Annotated in this window: 21 protein-coding genes and 3 tRNA genes; 7 read left to right on the top strand and 17 right to left on the bottom strand. The window is 62.5% G+C overall.

Translation table 11 applies throughout. From position 1 onward, the window contains the following. Nucleotides 1–176 precede the first annotated feature (176 nt). From tig to BAUR9175_RS09830, 3 genes are all read right to left on the bottom strand, one after another. Entirely contained in the window at nucleotides 177–1,547 is a 1,371-nt protein-coding gene (gene tig, locus BAUR9175_RS09840; protein ID WP_069600062.1) for a trigger factor, read from the bottom strand. Nucleotides 1,548–1,807: 260 nt separating this feature from the next. After that, nucleotides 1,808–3,175: a hypothetical protein gene (locus tag BAUR9175_RS09835; protein WP_096146480.1), complete on the bottom strand. Its 1,368-nt coding sequence runs from the start codon at nucleotides 3,173–3,175 to the stop codon at nucleotides 1,808–1,810. A 244-nt stretch (nucleotides 3,176–3,419) separates the two neighbouring features. Beyond that, a tRNA-Gly gene (locus BAUR9175_RS09830) sits at nucleotides 3,420–3,490 on the bottom strand. Nucleotides 3,491–3,668: 178 nt separating this feature from the next. Here BAUR9175_RS09830 and BAUR9175_RS09825 point away from each other — a divergent pair. Together BAUR9175_RS09825 and BAUR9175_RS09820 are read left to right on the top strand one after the other, a co-directional pair. Continuing rightward, nucleotides 3,669–3,742, top strand: a tRNA-Pro gene (locus tag BAUR9175_RS09825). A gap of 244 nt (nucleotides 3,743–3,986) precedes the next feature. Continuing rightward, complete coding sequence (locus BAUR9175_RS09820; RefSeq protein ID WP_164743172.1) at nucleotides 3,987–5,135, top strand: PQQ-dependent sugar dehydrogenase; 1,149 nt, start codon at nucleotides 3,987–3,989, stop codon at nucleotides 5,133–5,135. A gap of 21 nt (nucleotides 5,136–5,156) precedes the next feature. Here BAUR9175_RS09820 and BAUR9175_RS09815 read toward each other — a convergent pair whose 3' ends face one another. The 3 genes from BAUR9175_RS09815 to BAUR9175_RS09805 all read right to left on the bottom strand — a co-directional run bounded on the left by BAUR9175_RS09815 (nucleotide 5,157) and on the right by BAUR9175_RS09805 (nucleotide 7,427). Then, nucleotides 5,157–6,269 (bottom strand): alcohol dehydrogenase catalytic domain-containing protein, encoded by a 1,113-nt coding sequence (locus BAUR9175_RS09815; protein WP_101583647.1) that lies wholly within the window; start codon nucleotides 6,267–6,269, stop codon nucleotides 5,157–5,159. Further along, nucleotides 6,266–6,739 (bottom strand): ribose-5-phosphate isomerase, encoded by a 474-nt coding sequence (locus BAUR9175_RS09810; RefSeq protein WP_069600059.1) that lies wholly within the window; start codon nucleotides 6,737–6,739, stop codon nucleotides 6,266–6,268. Before BAUR9175_RS09810 ends, BAUR9175_RS09815 begins: the two co-directional genes overlap by 4 nt. A gap of 82 nt (nucleotides 6,740–6,821) precedes the next feature. Then, complete coding sequence (locus BAUR9175_RS09805; protein ID WP_069600058.1) at nucleotides 6,822–7,427, bottom strand: mycothiol-dependent nitroreductase Rv2466c family protein; 606 nt, start codon at nucleotides 7,425–7,427, stop codon at nucleotides 6,822–6,824. 104 nt (nucleotides 7,428–7,531) lie between these two features. Between BAUR9175_RS09805 and pepN the strand changes: the two genes are divergently transcribed. The 3 genes from pepN to BAUR9175_RS09790 are packed head-to-tail and all read left to right on the top strand — an operon-like array spanning nucleotide 7,532 to nucleotide 11,763. Further along, nucleotides 7,532–10,228: an aminopeptidase N gene (pepN, locus tag BAUR9175_RS09800; protein WP_101583645.1), complete on the top strand. Its 2,697-nt coding sequence runs from the start codon at nucleotides 7,532–7,534 to the stop codon at nucleotides 10,226–10,228. 12 nt (nucleotides 10,229–10,240) lie between these two features. Next, on the top strand, nucleotides 10,241–11,359 hold the full coding sequence (locus BAUR9175_RS09795; RefSeq protein WP_101556722.1) for a mechanosensitive ion channel family protein: 1,119 nt from the start codon (nucleotides 10,241–10,243) through the stop codon (nucleotides 11,357–11,359). A 2-nt stretch (nucleotides 11,360–11,361) separates the two neighbouring features. Next, nucleotides 11,362–11,763 carry a globin gene (locus tag BAUR9175_RS09790; RefSeq protein ID WP_009884072.1) on the top strand — a complete coding sequence of 134 codons (402 nt, stop codon included), beginning with the start codon at nucleotides 11,362–11,364 and terminating at the stop codon, nucleotides 11,761–11,763. A 78-nt stretch (nucleotides 11,764–11,841) separates the two neighbouring features. Here BAUR9175_RS09790 and BAUR9175_RS09785 read toward each other — a convergent pair whose 3' ends face one another. Together BAUR9175_RS09785 and BAUR9175_RS09780 are read right to left on the bottom strand one after the other, a co-directional pair. Next, nucleotides 11,842–12,516, bottom strand: coding sequence for a DUF8185 domain-containing protein (locus BAUR9175_RS09785; RefSeq protein WP_009884071.1), 675 nt, complete (start codon nucleotides 12,514–12,516; stop codon nucleotides 11,842–11,844). Then, entirely contained in the window at nucleotides 12,513–13,067 is a 555-nt protein-coding gene (locus tag BAUR9175_RS09780) for an acyl-CoA thioesterase (RefSeq protein ID WP_240689195.1), read from the bottom strand. The genes BAUR9175_RS09785 and BAUR9175_RS09780 overlap by 4 nt, the downstream gene beginning before the upstream one ends. An 82-nt stretch (nucleotides 13,068–13,149) precedes the next feature. On the opposite strand from BAUR9175_RS09780, the gene BAUR9175_RS09775 reads away from it, so the two are divergent. Continuing rightward, on the top strand, nucleotides 13,150–14,058 hold the full coding sequence (locus tag BAUR9175_RS09775; protein ID WP_096146451.1) for an acyl-CoA thioesterase: 909 nt from the start codon (nucleotides 13,150–13,152) through the stop codon (nucleotides 14,056–14,058). Further along, nucleotides 14,055–14,312 carry a hypothetical protein gene (locus BAUR9175_RS09770; protein WP_233429487.1) on the top strand — a complete coding sequence of 86 codons (258 nt, stop codon included), beginning with the start codon at nucleotides 14,055–14,057 and terminating at the stop codon, nucleotides 14,310–14,312. Before BAUR9175_RS09775 ends, BAUR9175_RS09770 begins: the two co-directional genes overlap by 4 nt. A 103-nt stretch (nucleotides 14,313–14,415) precedes the next feature. On the opposite strand, the gene ettA is transcribed toward BAUR9175_RS09770, so the two are convergent. From ettA to BAUR9175_RS09725, 9 genes are all read right to left on the bottom strand, one after another. Next, nucleotides 14,416–16,098, bottom strand: coding sequence for an energy-dependent translational throttle protein EttA (ettA, locus tag BAUR9175_RS09765; protein ID WP_069600054.1), 1,683 nt, complete (start codon nucleotides 16,096–16,098; stop codon nucleotides 14,416–14,418). Nucleotides 16,099–16,164: 66 nt separating this feature from the next. Further along, nucleotides 16,165–16,890, bottom strand: coding sequence for a DUF6993 domain-containing protein (locus tag BAUR9175_RS09760; protein WP_069600053.1), 726 nt, complete (start codon nucleotides 16,888–16,890; stop codon nucleotides 16,165–16,167). A gap of 143 nt (nucleotides 16,891–17,033) precedes the next feature. After that, a complete protein-coding gene (locus BAUR9175_RS09755; protein WP_009884065.1) occupies nucleotides 17,034–17,633 on the bottom strand; it encodes a single-stranded DNA-binding protein in 600 nt (199 codons plus the stop codon). 208 nt (nucleotides 17,634–17,841) lie between these two features. Further along, entirely contained in the window at nucleotides 17,842–19,422 is a 1,581-nt protein-coding gene (locus BAUR9175_RS09750; protein ID WP_009884064.1) for a GTPase, read from the bottom strand. Further along, a complete protein-coding gene (locus BAUR9175_RS09745; RefSeq protein ID WP_257944304.1) occupies nucleotides 19,419–21,116 on the bottom strand; it encodes a dynamin family protein in 1,698 nt (565 codons plus the stop codon). Before BAUR9175_RS09745 ends, BAUR9175_RS09750 begins: the two co-directional genes overlap by 4 nt. Before the next feature lie 118 nt (nucleotides 21,117–21,234). Beyond that, a tRNA-Arg gene (locus tag BAUR9175_RS09740) sits at nucleotides 21,235–21,308 on the bottom strand. Nucleotides 21,309–21,449: 141 nt separating this feature from the next. Beyond that, nucleotides 21,450–21,656 (bottom strand): hypothetical protein, encoded by a 207-nt coding sequence (locus BAUR9175_RS09735; RefSeq protein ID WP_009884062.1) that lies wholly within the window; start codon nucleotides 21,654–21,656, stop codon nucleotides 21,450–21,452. Nucleotides 21,657–21,841: 185 nt separating this feature from the next. After that, nucleotides 21,842–22,156 (bottom strand): thiamine-binding protein, encoded by a 315-nt coding sequence (locus tag BAUR9175_RS09730; RefSeq protein WP_009884061.1) that lies wholly within the window; start codon nucleotides 22,154–22,156, stop codon nucleotides 21,842–21,844. Between the two features lie 55 nt (nucleotides 22,157–22,211). After that, a complete protein-coding gene (locus BAUR9175_RS09725; RefSeq protein WP_096146449.1) occupies nucleotides 22,212–23,402 on the bottom strand; it encodes an acetyl-CoA C-acetyltransferase in 1,191 nt (396 codons plus the stop codon). Nucleotides 23,403–23,419 lie beyond the last annotated feature (17 nt).

Below are 23,419 nucleotides of genomic sequence, written 5' to 3'. Positions count from 1 at the left end.
TGTGTTCGCCATCAGCGTGATCGTGCATCGGATTCGGACTCATGGACCGTGAACCGCGGCGCCACGCAAGGGCCGACGTCGCTGTGGTGCCTGGGTGGAACTATGCAAAACGGTGGGCACGGAATAATTCCCGTACCCACCGTTGAAAGCTCAGTCACCGCCGAGGCGGTGCGACGTCACTTCTCGTCGTCGCCTTCGGCCACGACGGTCTCGTCTGAGTCCTCAGCCGTCTCGTCTGAGTCCTCGGCGCCCTCTGGTGCCTCTTCCTCAGGAGGAGTGGTGAACTCTTCCATGTCGACGACGTTGCCTTCGGTGTCCTTGACGACGGCACCGGCGAGGGCGGCGGCCAGGGCCTTGCGACGCGAGACCTCTCCGACCAGTGCGTTGACCTGCCCGGAGCTGTCGAGCATCTGCGCGAACTCGTTCGGGTTCATGCCGTACTGCTGTGAAGCGGAGATGAGGTATTCGATGAGCTCGGGCTGTGTCACCTCGACCTCTTCGGCCTCGGCGATCGCGTCGAGGATGAACTGAGTGCGCAGGTTGCGCTCGGTCTCCTCGGTGACCTCCTTGCGGTGCTCATCGTCGTCCACACGGCTCTCGGACTCGAGGTGGCGCTCGACCTCGTCGGTGACGACCTTCTCGGGAACCGGCACGTTGAGGGTCTCGATGAGAGATTCGAGGACCTTGTCGCGTGCCTGAGCACCCTGGTCGGTCTCCTTCTGCTTGGCAGCCTGCTCACGCAGGTCCGTGCGCAGCTCGTCGATCGTGTCGAACTCGCTGGCCAGCTGAGCGAAGTCATCATCGGCTTCCGGCAGTTCGCGAACCTTGACCGCGCTGAGCGTGATGGAGACTGTACCGGTCTCGCCGGCGTGCTCTCCACCAGCAAAGGTGGTCTCGAAGGTCGTGGTCTCGTCTGCCGACAGTCCGTCGAGTGCTTCGTCCATGCCATCGAGCATGGTTCCGGCACCGACCTGGTAGGAGATGTCGGAGGCGGTGTCGATCTCTTCGCCGTCGATGGTGGCGACGAGGTCGAGGGTCACGAAGTCGTCCTTGGCTGCTGGACGGTCAACGGAGCTCAGGGTCCCGAAACGGGTACGCAGCTGCTCGAGTTCGGCATCGACGTCGTCATCGGTGACCTCGATCGGGTCGACCTCGACGCTGATGGTGTCGTAGGCAGGCAGTTCGATCGCCGGGCGAACGTCAACCTCGACCGTGAAGGTCAGGTCGCCGTCTTCGGTGCCGTCGAGGCCGGGGACCTCTGAGATCTCAACCTCGGGCTGGCCCAGCGGCTTGAGATCGTTCTCTTCGACGGCTTCGCGGTAGAACCCGTCAAGACCGTTGTTGACGGCCTCCTGGATCACTGCAGGTCGACCAACGCGCTGATCGATGATTCGAGCAGGGACCTTGCCCTGGCGGAAGCCGGGGATGGTCACCTGGCCACCGATGGTCTTGTATGCCTCGTCGATGCTCGGCTTGAGTTCGGCGTATGGGACATCCACGCTGATCTTGACCCGCGTGGGGTCGAGTTGCTCGACGGAGCTCTTCACAGTGCGACCTTTCAATTTCGACAGTCATGCATATTCGGTCTTCTGGTGACCGGGAGGGAGCGAAAGTCCACGATGAGATCGCGCACGTCCGCAAGACGCAGTCACCCATATTACGCGAAACCTGGGAGAAAACACGAAACAGGCGGGCCACTGCCGGGCATGAGTTCGCGAGGAGCGCAATCCGCACCGACGGCGGCGGACCGCCGGACCCGTGCCTGCGCCACCGGGTCGGGCACACGCACTTCCACCGAAGGTCAGGATCACCGGGGATGGAGCTCGTCAAGGCCGATGATGACATTGGATGCCGTCCACGACAGAGGAGCCACCGACAGCGCAGCACCTTCTGCGCTCACCTTCTCAGGAAAGGAACCGGCCTGAGTGCGGTACTCACCCAACCAGTCGAGAATCCCTTCGGCCTGCACTCGGGCCCCTATACGGGCGAACCCGAGGCCCATGAGAGACGTTGACGGTGTCCAGCTCGTCTGGTCGAAGATCCACCCGTGGCCGGGTTTGATCCCACCAGCAGGTTGGCTCAGCCTGTCCCACACATGGTCAAGCGTCGATGCATCCAATCCCAGACCCGCACCCGCTGCCGGCAGGTAGGCCACCGCCGAATCGAGTCCCCCCGAGGTTGGGTAGCGCTGCAGTCCGTTGGCGATGAATGTGCGAGCAAACGTCGCCTCGTACGCCGCGCAGCTGTCGCCGAGAGCCTCGACTCCCCCATCGATGTGTGCCCACAGCCCATCGGTGTGCTCGGCGAGATCGACCAGCGCCTGCAGACCCAGCAGAGTGGGACCGGCCGTGCCCAGAGTGACTTGGGATTCGCTGACTTCCCAGTAGTCAGAGGACACCGGTGGCAGCGCGGTGCCGCGTTCGGTCCGGTGGAGCAGACGCGCGGAGGACCGTCGCAGCATCGGGGCCATGGCCTCGAGGTCCACGGTGCCTCCGGCAGCGCCTTCAGCGCGGGTCGACGAGGCATGAACCTCACTCACGCCCCAGAGAAGGAGACCCAGCGCATCGAATTGGGAGGGGCGCGCGTCCGGGGCCTCCCCCGAATCGGGAGTGAAACGCGCGGCGAACGATCCATCGGATGACTGCAGAGATTGCAGATGGAGGAGATGATTCCATGCCAGATCGATCAGGCCGACTCGGGCCAGCGCGACAGCGGCGAAGGCCGCGTCCCGTGGCCAGATATAGCGCCAAGGTTGGGCCCAGCTGGCCACTGTCGCAGGCAATGAGTCGGTGAGAACCCAGAGATCGAGCAGCGCCGAGGTGGCAAGATCGCGACGTTGTTCGGGCAACCGCGATAGCCACGACGAGCACCGATCGAGGAATTCCCTCTGCCGCTGCTTCGGCCCCGGATCCTCGATTCCGGGCATGACACGGGAATCTGGCTGCAGTTCCAGTCCCGCTTCTGCCCCAACACCCTCCCGAGTGGTCCCCGATGTGAAGGCGACCGTGACCGAGCGAAGATGATCATTCCGGCCCACCTCGGCGAGGATGTCGGTTCCCGACGATGTCACGAAGCCGGCACCGAGCACGCCTGCACCGCTCAGGGCACCGGTGAGGAGCTGACGGCGACTCGGCCGGGACCGGAACGGTCGACGGCGCTGGGGATCGGATGTCATGTGGAAACGGACTTTCTGACGTGGGCTGCCTTCGGCTGTGAATGGAGCCGCCTCGGTCATCCGGCGTGGTGTCATGCAATGTCGTTCGGGCAGAGAGCCTGCGTGGGAACCCGGGCGCACACTTCCGGATCCTCCCGAATTCTACCTCTGTCCGAATGCACGGCACCATGGCAGGAATCGCACCGGGAGGAATGAGCGCAGAACCAAAAAACCGGCCGGACCATATGGTCCGGCCGGTAAGCGGAGGGGATGACGGGAATCGAACCCGCACCATCAGTTTGGAAGACTGAGGCTCTACCATTGAGCTACATCCCCGTGTTGCGTTAACGACTATAGTCGACATCCGCACCGGCCGCCAAATCGATTGAAGATGAGCTGGGTCACAGCGCTCGACGCGACCGTGACCGACAGCTGTGAGCTGCATCCCATTCACGCCATCAGGCCGAATCGATGTGCATCTGTCCCCCTGTCTGTGGTTAGATTGTCTTCGTCGCGGGATGTGGCGCAGCTTGGTAGCGCATCTGTTTTGGGAACAGAGGGTCGCAGGTTCAAATCCTGTCATCCCGACGATAGTGAAGCCGCTCGGACTCAAAGTCCGGGTGGCTTTCTTCGTATTCACGCCACGGACCTGCCTGGGAGACACCCCGGATCCGCCGGAAGACACCGTGGGCGCGTGTGGGAGACAATGGGAGAGCAGAGTCGCAGACTGCCGAGGCCGAAAGGTACGCCGCCCATGTCGATCCGAGACCACGACAGCAGTCCCCTGAGTTCGCGTCCTTCACCCCCAGCTCTACGGCGCACCAACCCGCAGGTGGGAACATCTCCGACGACGACTCATCATCGAAGCCGCGCTGCCGGGCTCATTCTGGCGCTGGTTCTCAGCGGCTGCAGCTCCGATCGTCCACCTGCCCCCTCGGCTACCTCGTCGTCGCCCACATCAGCTGCCGGCGACACGACCGGCGAGGAACGCGGGTCCACCGCAGACCCCGAGGAGGTGGCGACGAATCTTCAGGCTCCATGGTCGATCGCCTTCTACAAGGGCACGGCGTTGGTCAGTGAGAGAGACTCCGCTCGCATCCTCGAAGTCGACGACGAACGCCCAGCACAGCCCAGAGAGGTCACGACGGTCGCCGGCGTGTCCGCCTCTGGTGAGGGCGGGCTCTTGGGTCTGAGCGTGCGTGGGGACAGTCTCTTCGCGTACTTCACCGCCGAGTCGGACAACCGGATCCAACGGTTCCCCCTCAGGACAGGCTCGGACGGGGTTGAGCTCGGCTCACCGGAGACGATCGTCGACGGCATCGCGAAGGCCGGCTTCCATAACGGTGGGCGTCTGGCGTTCGGTCCCGACGGAATGCTCTATGCCACGGTCGGTGACGCAGGGAATCAGGACTCCGCGCAGGAACGCGAGTCGCTCTCAGGCTCGATCCTTCGGATGAAGCCCGACGGCACGGTGCCTGAGGACAATCCCTTCCCCGACTCACTCGTCTTCTCCTATGGGCACCGGAACCCTCAGGGGCTGGCCTGGGATGACGATGGCACGATGTATGCCAGCGAGTTCGGTCAGGACACATGGGATGAGCTCAACATCATCGAACCCGGCGGCAACTACGGCTGGCCGGAGGTCGAAGGAATCTCAGAGGATGGGGCCGACGGGGGTGATTTCATCGACCCGGTTCAGCAGTGGCGGCCCGATGAGGCCAGTCCGAGTGGAATCGCCATCAGTGATGACCGCCTGCTCATCGCCAATCTTCGCGGCCAGGTGCTGCGGACCGTGCCCCTCTCGGACCTCGCCGAGGCTGAGGTCGCCTATGCCGGCGAGTTCGGTCGACTGCGCGACGTGGTGTCCGGACCCGAAGGCGAGATCTGGTTACTGACGAACAATACCGACGGACGTGGGGATCCGGCCGCCGCCGACGACCGGATCCTGCACATTCCCGCTGACTTCAGCACCGACGACTGAGGGCAGCTGTCACAATCGACTTCAGCGCTGGAAGTCGATGACCTGCCGCACGACAGTTCCCTCGGCGAGGGCGTCGAAGGCCGCGTTGAGGTCCTCGAGTCCGATCGTGTCCGAAACCAGCTCTTCGACCGGCAGCTTGCCCTGACGCCACAGATCCGCGTAGACGGGAATGTCACGACTGGGCACTGCGGAACCCAGATACGAACCGATGACGGTGCGTGCCTCGGCAGTGAGTGTGACAGGGGTGATGTGGGACTGCGCATCGGGGGCGGGCAGTCCCACTGTGACGGTCTTCCCACCCACAGCTGTTACCGAGAACGCGGTTTCGAAGGCGCGGGCATGACCAACGCATTCGATGACGATCGGTGCCCGCCGCTCCCCCAGCTGCTCGGGCGTGTACACCTCGACCGCGCCCAGCTCCTTGGCTCGAACCAGTTTGTCCGGATTCGCATCGACGCCGATCACACCCGCAGTCTCAATCGACAGCGCCGTGATCAGAGCGGCCATGCCGACTCCGCCCAAACCGACGATCATGATCTCGTCCTCGGGTCCGGGAGATCCCGCGTTGAGGACCGCTCCACCGCCGGTGAGCACCGCGCAGCCGAGCACTGCCGCAATCGACGCGGGAACATCGGAGGCGACCGGAACGACGGAGGCGCGGTTGAGCACGGCATGGGAGGCGAAGACCGATGCACCGAGATGATGGAGCACCTCGGCGCCCGAATCGTCGTGGAGTCGGACCTTGTGTCCGTCGAATGGGAGCGTGCCGGCCCCATTCGTGGCGCTTCCCGGTGTGCACGGGAGTTTGCCGTCGGTGCGGCAGTTCGCACACTCGCCGCAGCGGGGCAGGAACACGGTCACGACCTGCTCACCGATCTCGAGGTCGGTGACGCCTTCGCCGAGTTCTTCGACGATGCCCGCGCCTTCGTGGCCGAGGAGCATCGGCTGGGGCCGTGGACGGTTGCCGTCGACGACGGACAGGTCGGAATGGCAGACGCCGGCAGCGCTCAGTCGGATGAGCACCTCACCGGGGCCGGGCCCATCGAGCTCGAGCTCCTCGATCGACATCGGCTCAGTTCTCGCATAGGGGCGGGCGGCCCCCATCTCGCGAAGCACCGCACCTCGGATCTTCACAGCGCCGAGGGACCTTCGGCCTCGTAGGCGTCCATGATCCGAATCCGACGCTCGTGGCGCTCTTCGCCGGAGAACGGTTCTGCCAAGAACGCGTCGACGATGGCGATGGACTCAGCCTCTGTGTGCTGCCTGGCCCCGACCGAGACGATCTGGGCATTGTTGTGCTCACGAGCGAGCTTGGCGATATCGGTGTTCCACGCGAGAGCCGTCCGTGCCCCCTTGACCTTGTTCGCTGCGATCTGCTCACCGTTGCCCGAACCGCCGATGACGACGCCGAGGGCCTCGACGCCTGCCGCCTGATCATCAACGACGGCCTGGGCCGCAGCGATGCAGAAGGCGGGATAGTCATCGAGTGCGTCGTATTCGTGGGCACCGTGGTCGACGACCTCGAAACCCGAATCGCCGAGGTGGGCTTTGAGGGTCTCTTTGAATTCGAATCCTGCGTGGTCCGTGCCGAGATGAACCTTCATATGGTCACTCCTTCGAGATGTCCCGGACGAGGTGCCGGGGAAAGACTGTGCGTGTGATGGTGCGGTGGTGTCTGAGGGTCAGTCAGTCGAAGACCGGGCCCTGGTTGCGGGTGCGTTTGAGCTCGAAGAACCCTGGAGTCGAGGCGACAGCGAGAACCCCGTCGAAGAGACGACCTGCGTCCTCACCCTTCGGAGCCGGTGTGACGACCGGGCCGAAGAAGGCGGTGCCGGCCACTCGGCAGATGGGTGTGCCCACATCGTCGCCGACGAGAGCCAGCGCTTCATCATGGGACTCCTGCAGCGCCGCATCGTAGTCATCGCGTTCGCCGTATTTCATCAGGTCAGCCGGCAGACCGACCTCATCCAACGCCTCGGCGACGGCCTTGTCGAAGTCCTTCTCTCCACCTGGGTGGATGCGGGTTCCGATCGCCGTGTATAGGGGCTCGGTGATCTCCTCGCCGTGTTCGGCGATGGCCGCGGTGACGATGCGCATGGGTGCCAGAGCACGATCCATGAGCGCTCGATAGTCGGCGGGGATGTCTTTGTCCCGGTTGAGGATGTTCAGGCTCATGACATGGAACTTCACATCGATGTCACGGACCTTGGCGACTTCCAGACCCCAGCGCGACGTCATCCACGCCCACGGGCAGGCCGTGTCGAACCACAGGTCAAGTGTCTCTCTGCTCATTTTCACTCCTCATTAGGCTGGGTGCGGGCAGCAGCGGACCACCCGCGATCTCCGAGGCCAATTTATCAAGCCTTGCCACCGAAGAAGAATGCGTCCATGAAAGAATGGCCAGGTACACCCGGACCCGAAGCGGAGGTCACCTCAAAGTGCCCCAATACAACCTCACCCGCGAGGAAGCTCGCAGACGTTCATCACTCGTCGACGTCTCGAGCTACGAGAACACCCTGATTCTCACGGGAGTGGGTGAGAGCTTCCGAGTTCACTCCCGCATCCGCTTCACCGCAACGCCGGAGTCCACGACCTTCATCGATGCCATCACAGCCAGCGTCGAACGCATCCGGCTCAACGGACTCGATCTCGAGACCTCCGAGGTCGTCTCCCCCTCACGCATCACTCTGCCTGGCCTTGCCGCAGAGAACGAACTCACCATCGATGCGCACTTCTCCTACATGAACACCGGTGAGGGTCTGCACCGGTTCATCGATCCCATCGACGACGAGGTCTACCTCTACTCACAGTTCGAGGTCCCCGACGCCAGACGTGTCTTCCCCGTGTTCGAACAACCCGACCTCAAAGCGCCGTTCTCCTTCACGGTCGTCGCTCCATCCCGCTGGACGGTCGTCTCGAACTCCCCCACCCCGACTCCCGGCGATCCCAGTGAGGTCTTCACCGAACTCGACGAAGCTCCGGTCGACGACACTGCTGTGTGGCAGTTCGCGCCGACGACTCCGATCTCGTCCTACATCACAGCGATCGTGGCCGGCCCCTACCGCAGCGTGCATTCGGAACTGACCTCCTCCGACGGTTCCCCTGTACCCTTGGGGCTGTACTGCCGTGATTCCCTCTTCGAGCATCTCGACGTAGAGAACCTCTTCGGCATCACCCGCGCCGGCTTCGAATTCTACGAACGCGAATTCGGGGTGTCCTACCCGTTCGAGAAGTACGATCAGCTCTTCGTTCCCGAGTTCAATGCCGGTGCGATGGAGAACGCCGGTGCCGTGACGATCTTGGAGAACTACGTCTTCCGGTCCAGGCCCACCGAGGCCCTCGTCGAGCGCAGGACCGTGACAGTGCTCCACGAACTGGCACATATGTGGTTCGGGGACCTGGTCACCATGAAGTGGTGGAACGACCTGTGGCTCAATGAGTCCTTCGCCGAATTCATGTCCACACTGGCCACCGCTGAGGCCACCGAATACAGCGACGCGTGGACGACCTTCGCCACGATCGAGAAATCGTGGGCCTACCGCCAGGACCAGCTGCCGAGCACACACCCGATCGTCGCGAGCATCGAAGACCTCGCCGATGTCGAGGTCAACTTCGACGGCATCACCTACGCCAAGGGCGCCTCCGTGCTCAAACAGCTCGTCGCATGGGTCGGTCGGGAGGAGTTCTTCGCCGGTCTCAGGCGCTATTTCGACAAGCATGCGTGGTCGAACACAGAACTGCCGGACCTCCTCAGCGAACTTGAGGCCACCAGCGGTCGGGACCTGGCCTCCTGGTCGAAGCTGTGGCTCGAGGAATCCGGGGTCAACCTCATCGAAGCCGAAGTCGACACCGAGACGGACAACGACGCCGAGGTGGTCACCGAGCTTCGTGTGACCCAGAGACCGTGGATCATCGAGGGGCAGCCGGTGCCATCCCTGCGGCCCCACCGTCTGTCCATCGGATTCTATTCCGACAACGGGCAGGGACGCCTTGTCCGCACGCACAGCTTCCCACTCGACATCGATGCCGAGTCGACGACACTCGACGAGGCCCGCGGCCTGCCCAAGCCCGATGTGATCATCGTCAATGACGAGGACCTGACGTATGCGAAGGTGCGCTTCGATCATGAGAGCATGGACGTCGCCGCCGCCCGACTGGGCGACTTCGATGATTCTCTGACCCAGCTGCTCATCCTCGGCACACTCTGGGACGCCGTCCGCGACGGACAGCGCCCGGCACAGGACTACATCGCCACAGTCCTCGACAACTGTGCGGCAGTCACGCACTCCTCGGGTCTGCTCACTCAGATGCGTCAGCTCGAGACCGCGGTCGGGTCCTACCTGCCTCCGGAGTCACGTGCAGAGGCTCATACCGCTGTCGCCGATCGATTCGCAGAGCTTCTCGGGTCGGTACCCGGCGGCACCGATCAGGCGTTCCAGTTCCTGCGCGGCTTCATCAAGCACGCAACGACTCAGGAGCAGCTCGGACAGCTCCAGTCCTGGTTGGACGCGTCCGGGGACTTGGTCCACGGGATCACCATCGACACCGATCTCACCTGGGAGCTCATCATCGCTCTTGCGGCGCACGACGCGATCGATGATTCCGCGATCACGGCCATGACCAAGACCGATCCTTCGGCCACCGGAGCACGCCAGGCAGCGACGGCACGCAGCGCTCGCCCCACCTCGGCGGCGAAGTCGGAGGCCTTCACCCGCATCCTCGATGAGGCTGAGCTTCCGAATTCGGAACTGGCCGCTCTCGCTCTGGGATTCGCCTCCGGTCTGCAGACCGAGACGGGTGAGATCCTCACCTCACAAGCGCCCTTGTGTGACTTCTCCACAGAGTTCTTCCAACGAGTCTCCGGATGGTGGGAGACCCGCACCCTCGAAATGGCACAGACCATGACTCTGCGACTGTTCCCCCCGGTCAGCGAGCACACGGTCAAGGCCACCGAGGGCTGGCTGGCCGATCACCCTGCCGCGCCCAAGGGGCTCGTGCGCCTGATGCGTGAGAATCTTGCCGATGCCCAGCGGGCCCTGAATGCTCAGGAAGTGTCCAGCACTTCCAAGGGCGCATTGACCTTCGGTCGTTAGGCTCGTGGCATCATGACTTTCGATGCTTTGAATACCGACCTGTTGTCCGCACCCAAGATCGATTGGGACTTTCTCCTCGACGCTCCGTTGAGGATCCTCATCATCATCGTCATCGCCATCGTGCTCAACATGGTGATGCGGTACTTCATCCGACGCTTCTCCACTGCCGTGGCCAAAGGCACCGTCGGCAGTCAGAAGGCTGCGGAGAACGGCAAGTTCTCGGCCACGGTCATGGAATCGCAGCGGACGGGCATCGACCCGGCGACGATCCGCGAACGCCGTGCTCAGCGTGCGAAGACTGTCGGTCGGATGCTCTCGTCTGTGGCGACGATCCTCATCAGCGCCGTCGCAGTCCTCATGATCCTCGACCAGCTCAACTTCAACATCGCACCCATTCTGGCCTCGGCAGGTGTTGTCGGTGTGGCATTGGCCTTCGGCGCGCAGGAACTCGTCAGGGACTACCTCTCGGGATTCTTCATGGTCATCGAGGACCAGTACGGCATCGGCGACACCGTGGACCTGGGAGAAGCCGTCGGCGAGGTCGAGGACTTCGGCCTGCGCAAGACAGCAATCCGTGATCTCACGGGAACACTGTGGCATGTGCGCAACGGCGAGATCATGCGAGTCGGCAACCTGTCGCAGGGCTGGGCGCGTGCCGTGCTCGAGATCCCAGTCAACTACTCCACTTCGATGGACACCTACCGTGAGATCACAGAGACGGTCACCGCTGAAATGGCCAAGGACTCGCAGGTGGCCTCCGCGATGCTCGAAGTCCCCGAAATCGCCGGTGTCCAGTCTCTGTCAGCCGAGTACAGGGTCATCAGGACGATGATCAAGACGAAGCCCAATCTGCAGTGGATGGTCGAACGTGCCTTCCGCGCGGAACTCACGAATGAGTTCGACAGGCGTGGGATCACCATCCCGATCATTCAGGAGACCGTCCTCAGGACGCTTCCTCGAGAGACTGACTCAACGGATTCGACCACGAGCAGCAACTCCGAGGACGAGCCTCGGCCCACCTACACGACACGGCAGACGACCGACAATGGACCCTCACCGCTGCCCAGCGATGACGAGATCCGGTCGACCACTGATGAATCCGGCACCGATGCCGCAGACGGAGAGAGCTGACCATGACTCAGACATCGAACGAGACCATCTTCGAAGCGGTCGGTGGCCATCCCACCTTCACCCGTCTTGTCGATGTCTTCTACGAGCATGTCGACCAAGACGAGGTGCTCATCGCCATGTACCCGGAGGGGCACGACCTCACTGGAGCCAAGCATCGGCTCCAGATGTTCTTAGAACAGTACTTCGGTGGGCCGACGACCTATCAGGAGGAACGGGGTCACCCGCGCCTGCGGATGCGCCATTTCCCCTTCCCTGTCGACTTCGATGCGCGTGACCGGTGGTTAGCCTCGATGCGGGCAGCTCTCGACGATGTGGCACTTGCGCCGCTCTACGACGAAATCTTCTGGGACTATTTCCAGCGTGCGGCCACGGCCATGGTCAACACCAACAGCAACCCGGTCTGAGCAGAACACTCCGCATCTCACATCTGCAGCCTTTATGTCTGCAGTCTTCATGACCTGAGGAGACCTGCTGTGCTGGGTCTACTTCGCTCGGGTCAGCAGATGACCGCCCGGTGTCGAGATCCGCAGCCAGCCGGACGTCTCGAAGACGTCATATTCCTCGGACTCCCCCGCCGAGGCGGTCCCCGTCTCGGGTACGAATCGCAGTGCATTCGCGGCGAACGCGAGCCCGCCGGGCAGCTCGGTGCCATCATGAGCAGCCATCGGCTTCGACCACACACGCGAACGCAGCGCCTTCACAGCATGTGATCCCGCGCCTTCGGGAGCTCCGCTGCTGATCTCTTCCACACCAGCCTCGGCGGTGGACCGAATCTCATTGCCGGAGATCCTGTCGCGAACAGCCCACTGTCCCTTCGGCGGGGCAATGCCGGTCCAGGACACCAGCACCGAGTTCGGGGGCACAGGCAGGCGTGTGGCATTTTCGGCGCGCGCGAACCGGTCCTTGAGGTTGGTCAGGGGAACCACCTCGTCGAGGCCGTCCATCTCCGGTCCGCTCAGGCGCAGCATTCGCATCGCGAGGACCAACGGTGTGGAGTCTCCGATGCCATGCGGATACAGGGGCGCAACGGTGACGACGAGCACGGTCGATGACACATGCAAGCGCATAGCCCCGTCAGGGTCGAGCCGGTGTGCCAAGGAGGTGAACGCGGCCAGATCCTTCATCGCCAGCGGATCGGCGATCTCGAGTTCAGTCATCGGTTGCGACCCCGCATCGGTACGGCAGGTCGAATGACGTCTTCCATTGCTGCTGTCTCCTCCTGGGTCAGGCGACGCGGTCGGGAGGTCGTCCTGTCTACAAAGACGATGACCGTCTCTGCCAGCGTATAGCCGACCGAACCATCGGGTTCGGCGATGCTGTAACCGATCGTCACAGAGGCCGGTTTGACCTCGCTGATGACGAGATCGATGGCAATGGGACCTGCACGGTAGGGAATGGGACGACGATATTCGATCGCATGCGAGGCGACGAGCAGCTCGGTGGTCTCCGAAGCCTCGGCGAAGATCGACGGAATTGTGATCCCCGAAACTGTCTCGGCAATTCCCGATTGACCCGGAGTCGTGGGTGCATCGGTGCTGTGCGTCGGTGAGCCCAGAGCGCGGACGCGTGCCTCTTCGAGCAGACGCAGCTGGGTGACATTGTTGACGTGGCCATAGGCATCCATGTCTCCCCATCTCAGTTCCAACAGGACTCGTGTGAATTCGTTCAGATGGGGATTCGTGGTGCGGTTGTGCATATGTCCCATCATGCCACCTTCACCGCTGCAGTGACGGCCGCGATAGGATCGTGAACACACGCAAGAGATTCATTGTCGCAGGCTGGAGGCCCTTATGAGCGATGCAGAACCCACAGCGGCCGAGGCGAATGTCGACACGCTGCGCAAAGTGCTCGAACTCGAAAGTCTGAGCTTCACCTCGGCGTCTCGGGAGAGTGACTACTTCCTCGGACAGAATCAGTACAAACCCGATGGGCGCGTCTACGGCGGTCAGGTCGTGGCGCAATCTGTGGTGGCCGCTGCCGCGACCCTGCCAGATGATCGCCTCATCCACTCACTTCACGGCTACTTCCTGCGCGCTGGGGATGTCAGCGAGCCGATTGAGTTCGGTGTCGAACGACTGCGCGACGGGCGATCTTTCTCCGCTCGACGCGTCCACGCCTATCAGAAGGACGTCCCGATCCTGTCCCTGATCGCCTCCTTCCAGGTTGAGCAGGAGGGTCTCGAACACGCAGAGACCATGCCCACCGGGTTGCCTGGTCCACAGGATTGCCCAGAGCTGCGCGACATCCTGGCTGGGCAGGACACCCCTCAAGTGACCGAATGGCTGAATAAACGTCCCTTCGAGATCCGCCCGGTCGAGGCGTCCCTGTACCTCTCCTCCACCGATGATCGGCAGCGAGAGCAGCAGCATGTGTGGTTCCGTGCCAGTTCCGAGTTCGGCGATGATCCTGTGCTCAATGCCGCGGCCTTGGCCTATGCCAGCGACTTCAACCTGCTCGAGCCGGTACTGCGTCGACAGGGCCTGAGTTGGACGAGCCCCGGGCTCCGGGTGGCCAGCCTCGACCACGCGATGTGGTGGCATCGTCGGGTACGTGTCGATGAGTGGATGCTCTACGTCCAAGAGTCCCCCGCGGCCCAGGGCGGTCGCGGCCTCGGTTACGGGCGCATCTTCGCTCAGACCGGTGAGCTGTTGGCAACAGTGGCTCAAGAGGGCATGGTCCGTGTGAAGGCTCCGCAGTGAGCAAAGACACCGCGATGATCGAGATCCTCGGGACTATACTGTCTCGATTGGTCAATGTCGCACTTTTCATCATCATCACGATCCTTGCCCTGGTCTTCCTTCGCGAGAACGTGGAGATGAACCTTGCCCTGATTGCGCTCATAGCGATGATCATCGGAGTCGTCGGCACACTTGCCCTGCGGTATCTGTTCAAGCTCCTGCAGTGGATCGGCGGCTTGCTCTCTGACGGTCGACCGCCACCGCCAGCGGACTGAATCCACCATGCATTTGCTGATGCCCCGGTCGTTGACCGGGGCATCAGCAAATGCATGAGAACCCTGTGGGCTGCGGTGATTGTCCCCAGCCCACAGAATTCGTTCAGTCGCGAGTGAGGCGGCGGTGTGTCACGCGGTGAGGACGAGCAGCGTCTTCACCGAGTCGTTCGACCTTGTTCTCCTCATAGGACTCGAAGTTGCCTTCGAACCAGTACCACTTGGCGGGCTCTTCTTCTGTGCCTTCCCAGGCAAGGATGTGTGTCGCCACCCGGTCAAGGAACCAACGGTCGTGCGAGACGACTACGGCACAGCCGGGGAACTCGAGGAGCGCGTTTTCCAAGGAGCCGAGTGTTTCGACGTCGAGGTCGTTCGTCGGCTCGTCAAGCAGCAACAGGTTTCCGCCCTGTTTGAGCGTCAGCGCCAGGTTGAGACGGTTGCGCTCACCACCGGAGAGCACACCAGCCTTCTTCTGCTGGTCCGGGCCTTTGAAGCCGAACGCGGAGACATAGGCCCTCGAGGGCATCTCGACATTGCCCACCTGGATGAAGTCGAGTCCGTCGGAGACGACTTCCCACAGGTTCTTATTGGAGTCGATACCGCCGCGGGACTGATCGACATAAGACGTTTTGACGCTGTCGCCGATCTTGAGTTCGCCTCCGTCCAGCTCCTCGTGTCCGACGATGGTCTTGAACAGGGTCGACTTGCCCACACCGTTGGGCCCGATGACTCCGACGATGCCGTTTCGCGGCAACGAGAAGCTGAGACCGTCGATGAGCAGACGGTCGCCGTAGCCCTTCTGCAGGTTGGAAGCCTCGATGACGATGTCGCCGAGACGGGGGCCGGCGGGAATCTGGATCTCTTCGAAGTCGAGCTTCTTGGTCTTCTCGGCTTCTGCTGCCATCTCCTCGTAGCGAGCCAGACGTGCCTTCGACTTCGTCTGCTTGGCCTTCGGATTCGACCGGACCCATTCAAGCTCGTCTTTCAGGCGTTTGGACAGCTTCGCGTCCTTCTTGCCCTGGACCTGGAGGCGTTCCTGCTTCTTCTCAAGGTACGTCGAGTAGTTGCCTTCATACGGGTAGAGGTGTCCGCGGTCGATCTCGGCGATCCATTCGGCCACGTGATCAAGGAAGTACCTATCGTGAGTGATCGCGATGACAGCTCCTGGGTAGGAACGCAGATGCTGCTCAAGCCACAGCACGGACTCGGCATCCAGGTGGTTTGTAGGCTCATCGAGCAGAAGCAGATCCGGCTTCTCAAGCAGCAGCCTGCACAGCGCCACGCGACGGCGCTCGCCACCGGAGAGGACGCTGACTTCGGCGTCCGGCGGTGGGCAGCGCAGAGCATCCATCGCTTGTTCGAGCTGCGAGTCGAGATCCCAGGCATCCGCGGCATCGATAGCTTCTTGCAGCTTGCCCATCTCTTCCATGAGGGCATCGAAGTCGGCATCAGGGCTGGCCATCTCCTCGGAGATGGCGTTGAAGCGGTCCAGCTTTGCCTTGATCTCGCCGACGCCCTCTTGGACGTTGCCGAGGACGGTCTTGTCCTCGTTCAGGGGCGGCTCCTGCAGGAGAATGCCCACGGTATACCCGGGGCTGAGCCGAGCCTCGCCATTGGACGGCTGCTCGAGCCCGGCCATGATCTTGAGGATCGTAGACTTACCGGCACCGTTGGGACCGACCATGCCGATCTTCGCGCCGGGGTAGAAGGACATCGACACGTCATCGAGGATGACTTTGTCGCCGTGCGCTTTACGCGCCTTGTGAAGGGTGTAAATGAATTCGGCCATAGTAACCTCAGGCTATCGGTTGTCCACGTTCAAGTGCCAATTGGTCCGGTAGCTGATCACCCTTGTTCAGCCGCCGCCGAGTGACGGAGCTTCACCTGACGAGGACCCTTCGGCGGACCCGCCCGTCGATGAGGAACCCTCCTCCGACGACCCTTCTGACGACGTGGTCCCTTCGGATGAGCTTCCCGATGTACCGCCTTCGGACGATGCACCATCGGATGACGTGCCCTCCGACGTGTCATCGGACCCTTCATCGGGAGACGGACTCTCAGTGGGCCCGTCCGTGCCGTTGATGTCCTCGCCAGGCATGTGCCCGGCGCCGTTGGAATCGCCGTCCTTCTCACGCTTGTCGCCTGTGGGCGCCTTCACGCCCTTCGGACGTTCGACCTCTCCGAACAGGCATGCCCCGGTCGATTCGGTGGGCGGCATCAGCTCTGCGGTGGCCTTTCCCTTTCGTATCTCCCCGATCACGCACCCTTTGTCCGTTTTGACGCCGAACATCTTCGAGGGCACGTCATTGCCCAGCGGGGAGTCATCGATCGTAGCCTCAAGCTGCTCCGGATCGTAGCCGGCATCGATCATCGTTGTGAAGAATTTCTTCGTCGACGGAACCGTGTCTTCGCTGCCGGTCAGAGGTTTCAGTGCGGAAACGACCTTGTCGACCTCTGCAACCGGCTTCGCCGGGGTGCGAGCCGGAGTGGGCGACGAATCATCTCCGCCCAATCCCAGCAGCGAACAACCCGAGAGAGCCAAGGTCAGGGCTCCAAGACCTAGGAGGGGAACGAGACGCATCAACAACCTCAGCAGGTGGGAACGATTAACAGTCTCACCTTAGCCGATCACAGCCGCAAACGGCGTGCACTCCAAGGCGTTCGGCGCCCCATGTTCCCACGAAATCTCTGCGCTGAAGTTGGTCAACTCGATCTGCGGTGCCCTCAGAAGGGCGCCGCTGCCTTCACCGTCTCTCGTGCTATGGCGTCATCGCCGTTGTCGGACCCTCCCCCATCGTCGTCTCTCGCTCCGTCCTCATCGACTCCGTCCGTGTCCTCCAGCGAGTCGAGGGTCGATGTGTCGGAGGCTCCGGTCACACTGGGCGGAACTTCGCCGGCGAGGCTGTCCCACCCCGAATCGCCGCCTGCAGCCGTCTGCTGCTGACCTTCGGTTTGCCGATTCGGGTTACTGGACTTCTGATAGTTGGCGGTGCCGTAGCGAAGATCGGGACCGATGTGTTCTGCAACAACGGTGGGAGCGATTCCCCGCTTCTCATCAGTCGACCATTCCCGAATCTTCAGGGTCCCCTGTACGACGACGGACATACCTTGGTGCAGACTCATCGAGCAGTTGCTGGCCAGAGGCCCGTAGCAGTCGACGCTGAACCACGAGGTCGTGTCGGAGAGATACTCTCCGGTTCCTTTGTCGAGGCGCCAATGGTTGACGGCCAACCGAAAGGAGGCGCAGGCTCTGCCAGACGGCAGGGTGCGGCTCTGCGGATCGGCGGCCACTGTGCCGCTGAGGTTGATCGGGATGATGGACATCGTGTTGCCTCGCTTCTTGGAGTGTTTCGTAATGGCCCCTGCCCGATCACCCATCGGGGGCGATGCAGTGTGAATCGGTCCATCACGTCATTCACCAGTGAGCGCGGCAGACGATGTCGGCGTCCAGACATGAAAAATGCCCTGTGGACGATCGTTGATCGTCCACAGGGCATTGGCACACGAGTCTGAGCTCCTGTGCACAGAAGTATCAGCGCAACGTCTCGTATGCCCGGCGGTGCTCGTCGATGACGGTGTTGACCGGTTCCAGGTACGAACTCTGCGCAACGCTTCCGACTGCGTCGCGAAGCTTTCGGTCTACTTCGCCGGCAGCTTCATCAGCCCCCTTGCTGCGCGCGGACTTGGCGATCACCGATGTCACAACGGAACCGATGATTCCCACCACCAGCAGCCCGATCGTCACGAACCAGCTCCAGCCTGGCAGCGATCCGGGAGCGAAGATGGTGAGAAGCGCTGCAGCGATGACACCCAGGAGTCCCAGGATCGTGGCGATGAAGAAGATGATCTGCAGAACCCTGGCCAATGACCACCAGCCGGGCGTCCGAGGTTTGATATCCACAGCTGTCACGGCCGAGTCGAGGGTCTCAGACAGCTCTGTGGTGCTTGCCTTCTCTGCTTCCGCGACCGCGCTCTGCCATGGTCTGGGCAACGAGGACACGGATTCCGTGATGAGTTCGTGAGCCATCAGGCGTACCTGCGAGCTCTGCGCTCTGCTGGTGGCTGGCACCGATGCGCGGATGAGCTCTTCCCTGCCCTGACCGTGCTTGGCTCCCAGCGGGTCGGGTGCGTTCCTCTGCATCCACGCCAGGACTGGGTAACCCGTCTTGCGGTAGGCCCGACGGATATAGTCGTCATGGACGGTCTGGGCAACCGCCTCGACGCCGGCGGCATCGGACATGGTCTCCACCAGACGCGACGCTCCCGGACGTTCATCCGGCGGGACCACAGGCTCACCGAGTTCGTGCTGCATCCGTTTGGACATGGCCTGCATATCGGAGAGCAGCCGTTCAGAAGCCGCCTGTTTGGAATCGACCGTGTCGGCCAAGATCGACCTGACCTGTGGGATTCCGTCTCGTGTCACAGCCGAGGTCATGTGGACTTTGGTGTCGGTGAGTCCGTCTTCGACAAGCAGCTGCTGCAGATGATCGGCGGCAGCTTTCCGCTCTTCGTCGCTGAGCTTGTCGACCTGGTTGAGAACGACCACCATGTTCGAGCTGTTCTCGGCCAGCTTTGCCAAATACTCGGAGTGGAGCGAGAAGTCGGCGTACTTCTGTGGGTCAACGACCCAGAACACCACATCGACGAGCCCAACCAGACGATCGGACTCAACACGGTGCTTGACCGCGGTCGAATCATGGTCAGGCAGGTCAAGCAGAATCAGGCCGTGCAGCTTGCGCTGATCATCACCGTCGAGCGCTGATTCGCGCCAGGTCCTGCTGCGCTCGGGCACATGGAGCCAATTGAGGATGTCGTTGCCGCCTTCGCCCCACACACATGCAGTGGGACGGGAGGTGGTGGGCCGACGAACGCCGACCCGGGCGATGTCCAGTCCGGCAACGGCATTGAACAGAGAGGACTTTCCCGAACCGGTGGAGCCGGCGAAGGCCACGACGGTGAACTCCTCGCCCAGGCCGAGCCGATCCTCGGCACGGTTGAGCAGGTTCTGCGCGTCCGTACGAACTTCGGCGCTCAATTTGTCGGGTCCCAGGGACAGGGTCTGCCGAATTCCTTCGGCTCGACGCCTGATCTCGGACTGTGCAGGATCGTTCACAATGCCACCTCAAGTCGATCACCGGAGGCGCGCAGGGCGCCTGCTTGCCGCGCCGGTACCGCGGATAGTCGTAGTACGTTGTCAAAGGGAGCCCGGCAGCCGCCGACGATTCCTGCAGCTGTGGTCAGGAAACGATCCCGAATCGATCCGATGAGATTCACGGCTTCCTGCTCCCCGAAGATCGTGCCGGCCAGGCTGAGGGCGACGTTGGCGTCGTTGCGCGACGCCTGGTCGCCGGCGTTCGTGTACTTCGGATCCCAGAATGCCGCGTATTCGACGACGGCGCAGACTCCGCCGACACCGAAGGACAGAATTCTCGCCTTCGACTTCTTGCCCTGGCCGATCTCTCGAACCAGCGCGTTCACCTCATTCGACCATCCGCTGACGGCGGACTTGACGGAATCCTCAAGATCATTGGAACTGTGGCGCAGCTCGGGGTACGCATCGAGCAGGGCCGAGCCAGCCGAGTCCCGAACCCATGTGGTGCCGACCTCTTCGACGACGCCGATAGCCTGTTCCCGCAACGAAATGGCTGCGCTGCGCAGAATGGCAATGTGCAGCGGCGAGGCGGCATCGTGTTTGCCGGTGACTGCGGCGGAGATCCGGTCGCGCATGCGAGCCATCGTAGGCTCCAAACCGCGAAACAGCTGACCTGTTCCCACAAAGTCCTGCCATCTCGCATTGACCTCTCCGTGCAGCACGCGACCGTCGGAGAATACCTGCGCGAGCCCTTCGTCCGCGGATCTGAACGTCTGATCCAGGCTGGCCTGCAGCCGGTCGAACGTCGTCTCCTGGCTCTCTGCGAAGTCAGCCAAGGACTTCACCTGGGCCGGCATCGTACTGATGGAGCCGGTGAGGGTGCGCTGACGAATGCGGTCCTGCGAGCGTCTCTCGGAACTCACTTGGCTGATCCAGGAACGAATCGGATAGATCGCCGAGTGCGGAAGCAGGCCGTCCTCCAGTTCGAGCTCGGCCACAGCGAAGATCGGAGAGTTCGCCAGTCCCGCCTCGGACAGCAGACTGGAAAGATGGTGCCTGACCTCGCGGTTCGCCTGCGGCGGTACCCGGTCGAGCACGATCGCGACCGAGGTGTTGCGGACAGCGGCGTCCTTGAGCAGCGCCCAGGGCGCGGCGTCGGCATAGCGGTTGGCCGTGGTCACGAACATCCACAGGTCGGCACTCATCAGAATGCGGCGGGCCAACTCACGGTTCGACTCGGCGATGGAGTCGATATCCGGGCAGTCGAGCACAGCCGTGCCCGGCTCGACACCGTCATCGGGAATGAGCACGACCGAGGGGGTCTGCGTCGTCGGATCCGTGCTGCGCGGCAGATCAGAGAGAAAGGACTGCGATTCGAAGAATTTGGTGTCAGCAGGGTTGTGCACCACGATCGGGTTGCCCGTCGTCGGACGGCGCACCCCCGCGGGAGTCACCGTGCGTCCGACCAGGGAATTCACCAAGGTGGACTTGCCTGCGCCAGTTGACCCACCGACCGCGATCATGAAGGGCGTCTGCGTCCGATTGATGCGCGGGAGCAGATAGTCCGTCAGCTCCGAGGAGAGCTGTCGGTGCAGTTCGCGACCGTCGGCGAAGTCGTCGGTCTGCAGGGTGAAGCGGGTTTCTGAGACTCGCTTCGCGATATCGCTCAGCGCCCCTCCCACTGGTGGCGTCACGGCACTCTTACTGTCTGTCATCACGCATCCACTCTCTACGTTTTCCCAGCCGTGCACCAATTGCCACGCCGTAGCGCGCGGTAATTGGTCATTGCAGGGAAACGCCGGAAGGGCGAAAGGGCCGTCAGAGCACAAAAAGTACCCCCGGCGGGGCTCGAACCCGCGGCCTACCGCTTAGAAGGCGGTTGCTCTATCCAACTGAGCTACGGAGGCTCAAATATCCTAACCGATTCGTGATCCAGAACAGAAAGCGGCCCTCGTCAAAGCCTCGGAGACGAACTCCGAAACTTCGACAAGGGCCGTTGTCAGCAAGCTGCGTCGCCACTGTGAATCACGCGACGATCGGGCATTGCATCAGTACAGTCGAGCGGCACGCTCCAGTGACTTTCGCACGGTCACGAACGCAACCATCACAAGCCCGGTCAGAGCCAGGATGACGGCCACGGCTTCGATGGCGAAGGCAAAGTCAACGATGACCGGAAAGAAGCCGGCGGCCATGAAACCGAGCAGGGCAACCATCGTCAGTGCGGTGGCTGTAGTGAAATAGGTGGACCCGTTCATTGTTCATCTCCTTCTTTCTTAAGAAAAGAGTAGACCTGAATGAGACCTACGTCACTATGAATTCCCCGAAAATTTCCGCTGCGCCCAACTTACCGCTGGGTACTTCCCGCCCCACACCTCCTGGCTCCGGTGCGGCGATCCATGTGCTGCGACCGGCGAGCCTCGACGGTGACGCCGAGGGTCGATCAGTCGCCGCCGCGGGCGTCGAGGGCCTTTTCCAGACGTTCGAGCTTGCCATCGATCTCCCCCGTGTATCCCGGACGAATATCGGCCTTCAACACCAACGCCACGCGTGGACCGAATTCGCCGACGACGTCGGTGGCCTCCTTGACCACAGCGAACACCTCGTCCCAGTCGCCTTCGATCGTGGTGAACATCGAATCGGTTCGGTGCGGCAGCCCGGAACGTCGGACCACCTCCACAGCAGCGGCTACCGCGTCATGGACCGACGCGTCTGTGTTGTCACCGCCGCTGGGAGCGACGGAGAATGCGACGAGCATCATGCTCTCCTCTTGGATCGTGACCCGTTGTACTCAGGGTCAAATGCGGTTGGGATCAGTTCTGGGCGGGCACAGTGATGATCAGCGAGTCTCCCTGTCCTCCGCCACCGCACAGCGCGGCGACACCGGTTCCGCCACCTCGGCGCTGGAGTTCAAGGGCCAGGGTCAGCACGATGCGTGCCCCGGACGCTCCGATCGGGTGGCCGAGTGCCACTGCGCCACCATTGACGTTGACCTTGTCCGGGTCAACGCCCAGGTCCTTCGAACTGGCCAGGCCCACCGCGGCGAAGGCCTCGTTGATCTCGTAGAGGTCGAAGGAATCGGCGGCAACGCCTTCCTTCTCTGCAGCTGCCTGGATCGCCTGCGAGGGCTGATGCTGCAGAGAGGAGTCGGGACCGGCAGTCCATCCATGGGAGCGGATCTCAGCGAGGATCGGGGCACCGAGCTCCTCGGCCTTCTCCCGGGACATGACGACGACGGCGCATGCTCCATCGGAGATCTGTGACGCGTTTCCGGCGGTGATGGTTCCATCCTTGCGGAAGGCTGGCCGCAGCTTGGCCATCGACTCCGGTGTGGTCTCGGCGCGCACACCTTCGTCGTTGGACACGGTCACATCGCCCTTGCGGCCGGGAATGGTGATGGGTTCGACCTCATCGCCGAAGAGGCCCGACTCCCAGGCGGTTGCCGCGCGCTGATGCGAACGAGCTGCGAAGGCGTCCTGGTCCTCGCGGGAGAACTCGAAGTCTCCGGCGTTGGCGTCTTCGGTCAGTCCGCCCATGGCCTGGTCGGTGAAGGCGTCCCACAGGCCGTCGTAGTCCATGTGATCCTTGACGACCACGTCACCGTATTTGTAGCCCGAACGTGACTTCTCCAGCAGGTGAGGCGCCAGACTCATCGACTCCTGGCCGCCGGCGACGACGACGTCGTACTCTCCTGCCCGCACCAGCTGGGCGGCCTGAGTGATCGCGTTGATGCCTGAGAGGCACAGCTTGTTCACGGTCACGCCGGGCACGTTCATCGGGATGCCCGCTTCGACCGCGGCCTGCCTTGCTGGCCCTTGGCCGAGACCGGCCTGCAGAACCTGGCCCATGATGACGTACTCAACGTCGTCGCCGGTGATGCCGGCACGACCGAGCGCGCCGGCGATGGCCTTACCTCCAAGCTGCACGGCTGTCAGCGATGACAGCCCTCCCTGCAGACGTCCGAACGGCGTGCGCGCACCCGCGACGATCACTGCTTCAGCCATATTTCCTCCTCAGGTTT

Origin of the sequence: Brevibacterium aurantiacum (assembly GCF_900169065.1) — a bacterium.
GTDB classification, from domain to species: Bacteria; Actinomycetota; Actinomycetes; order Actinomycetales; family Brevibacteriaceae; genus Brevibacterium; species Brevibacterium aurantiacum.
Note: the sequence above shows the minus strand (reverse complement) of the source record. Positions and strands in the feature narration are given on the sequence as shown.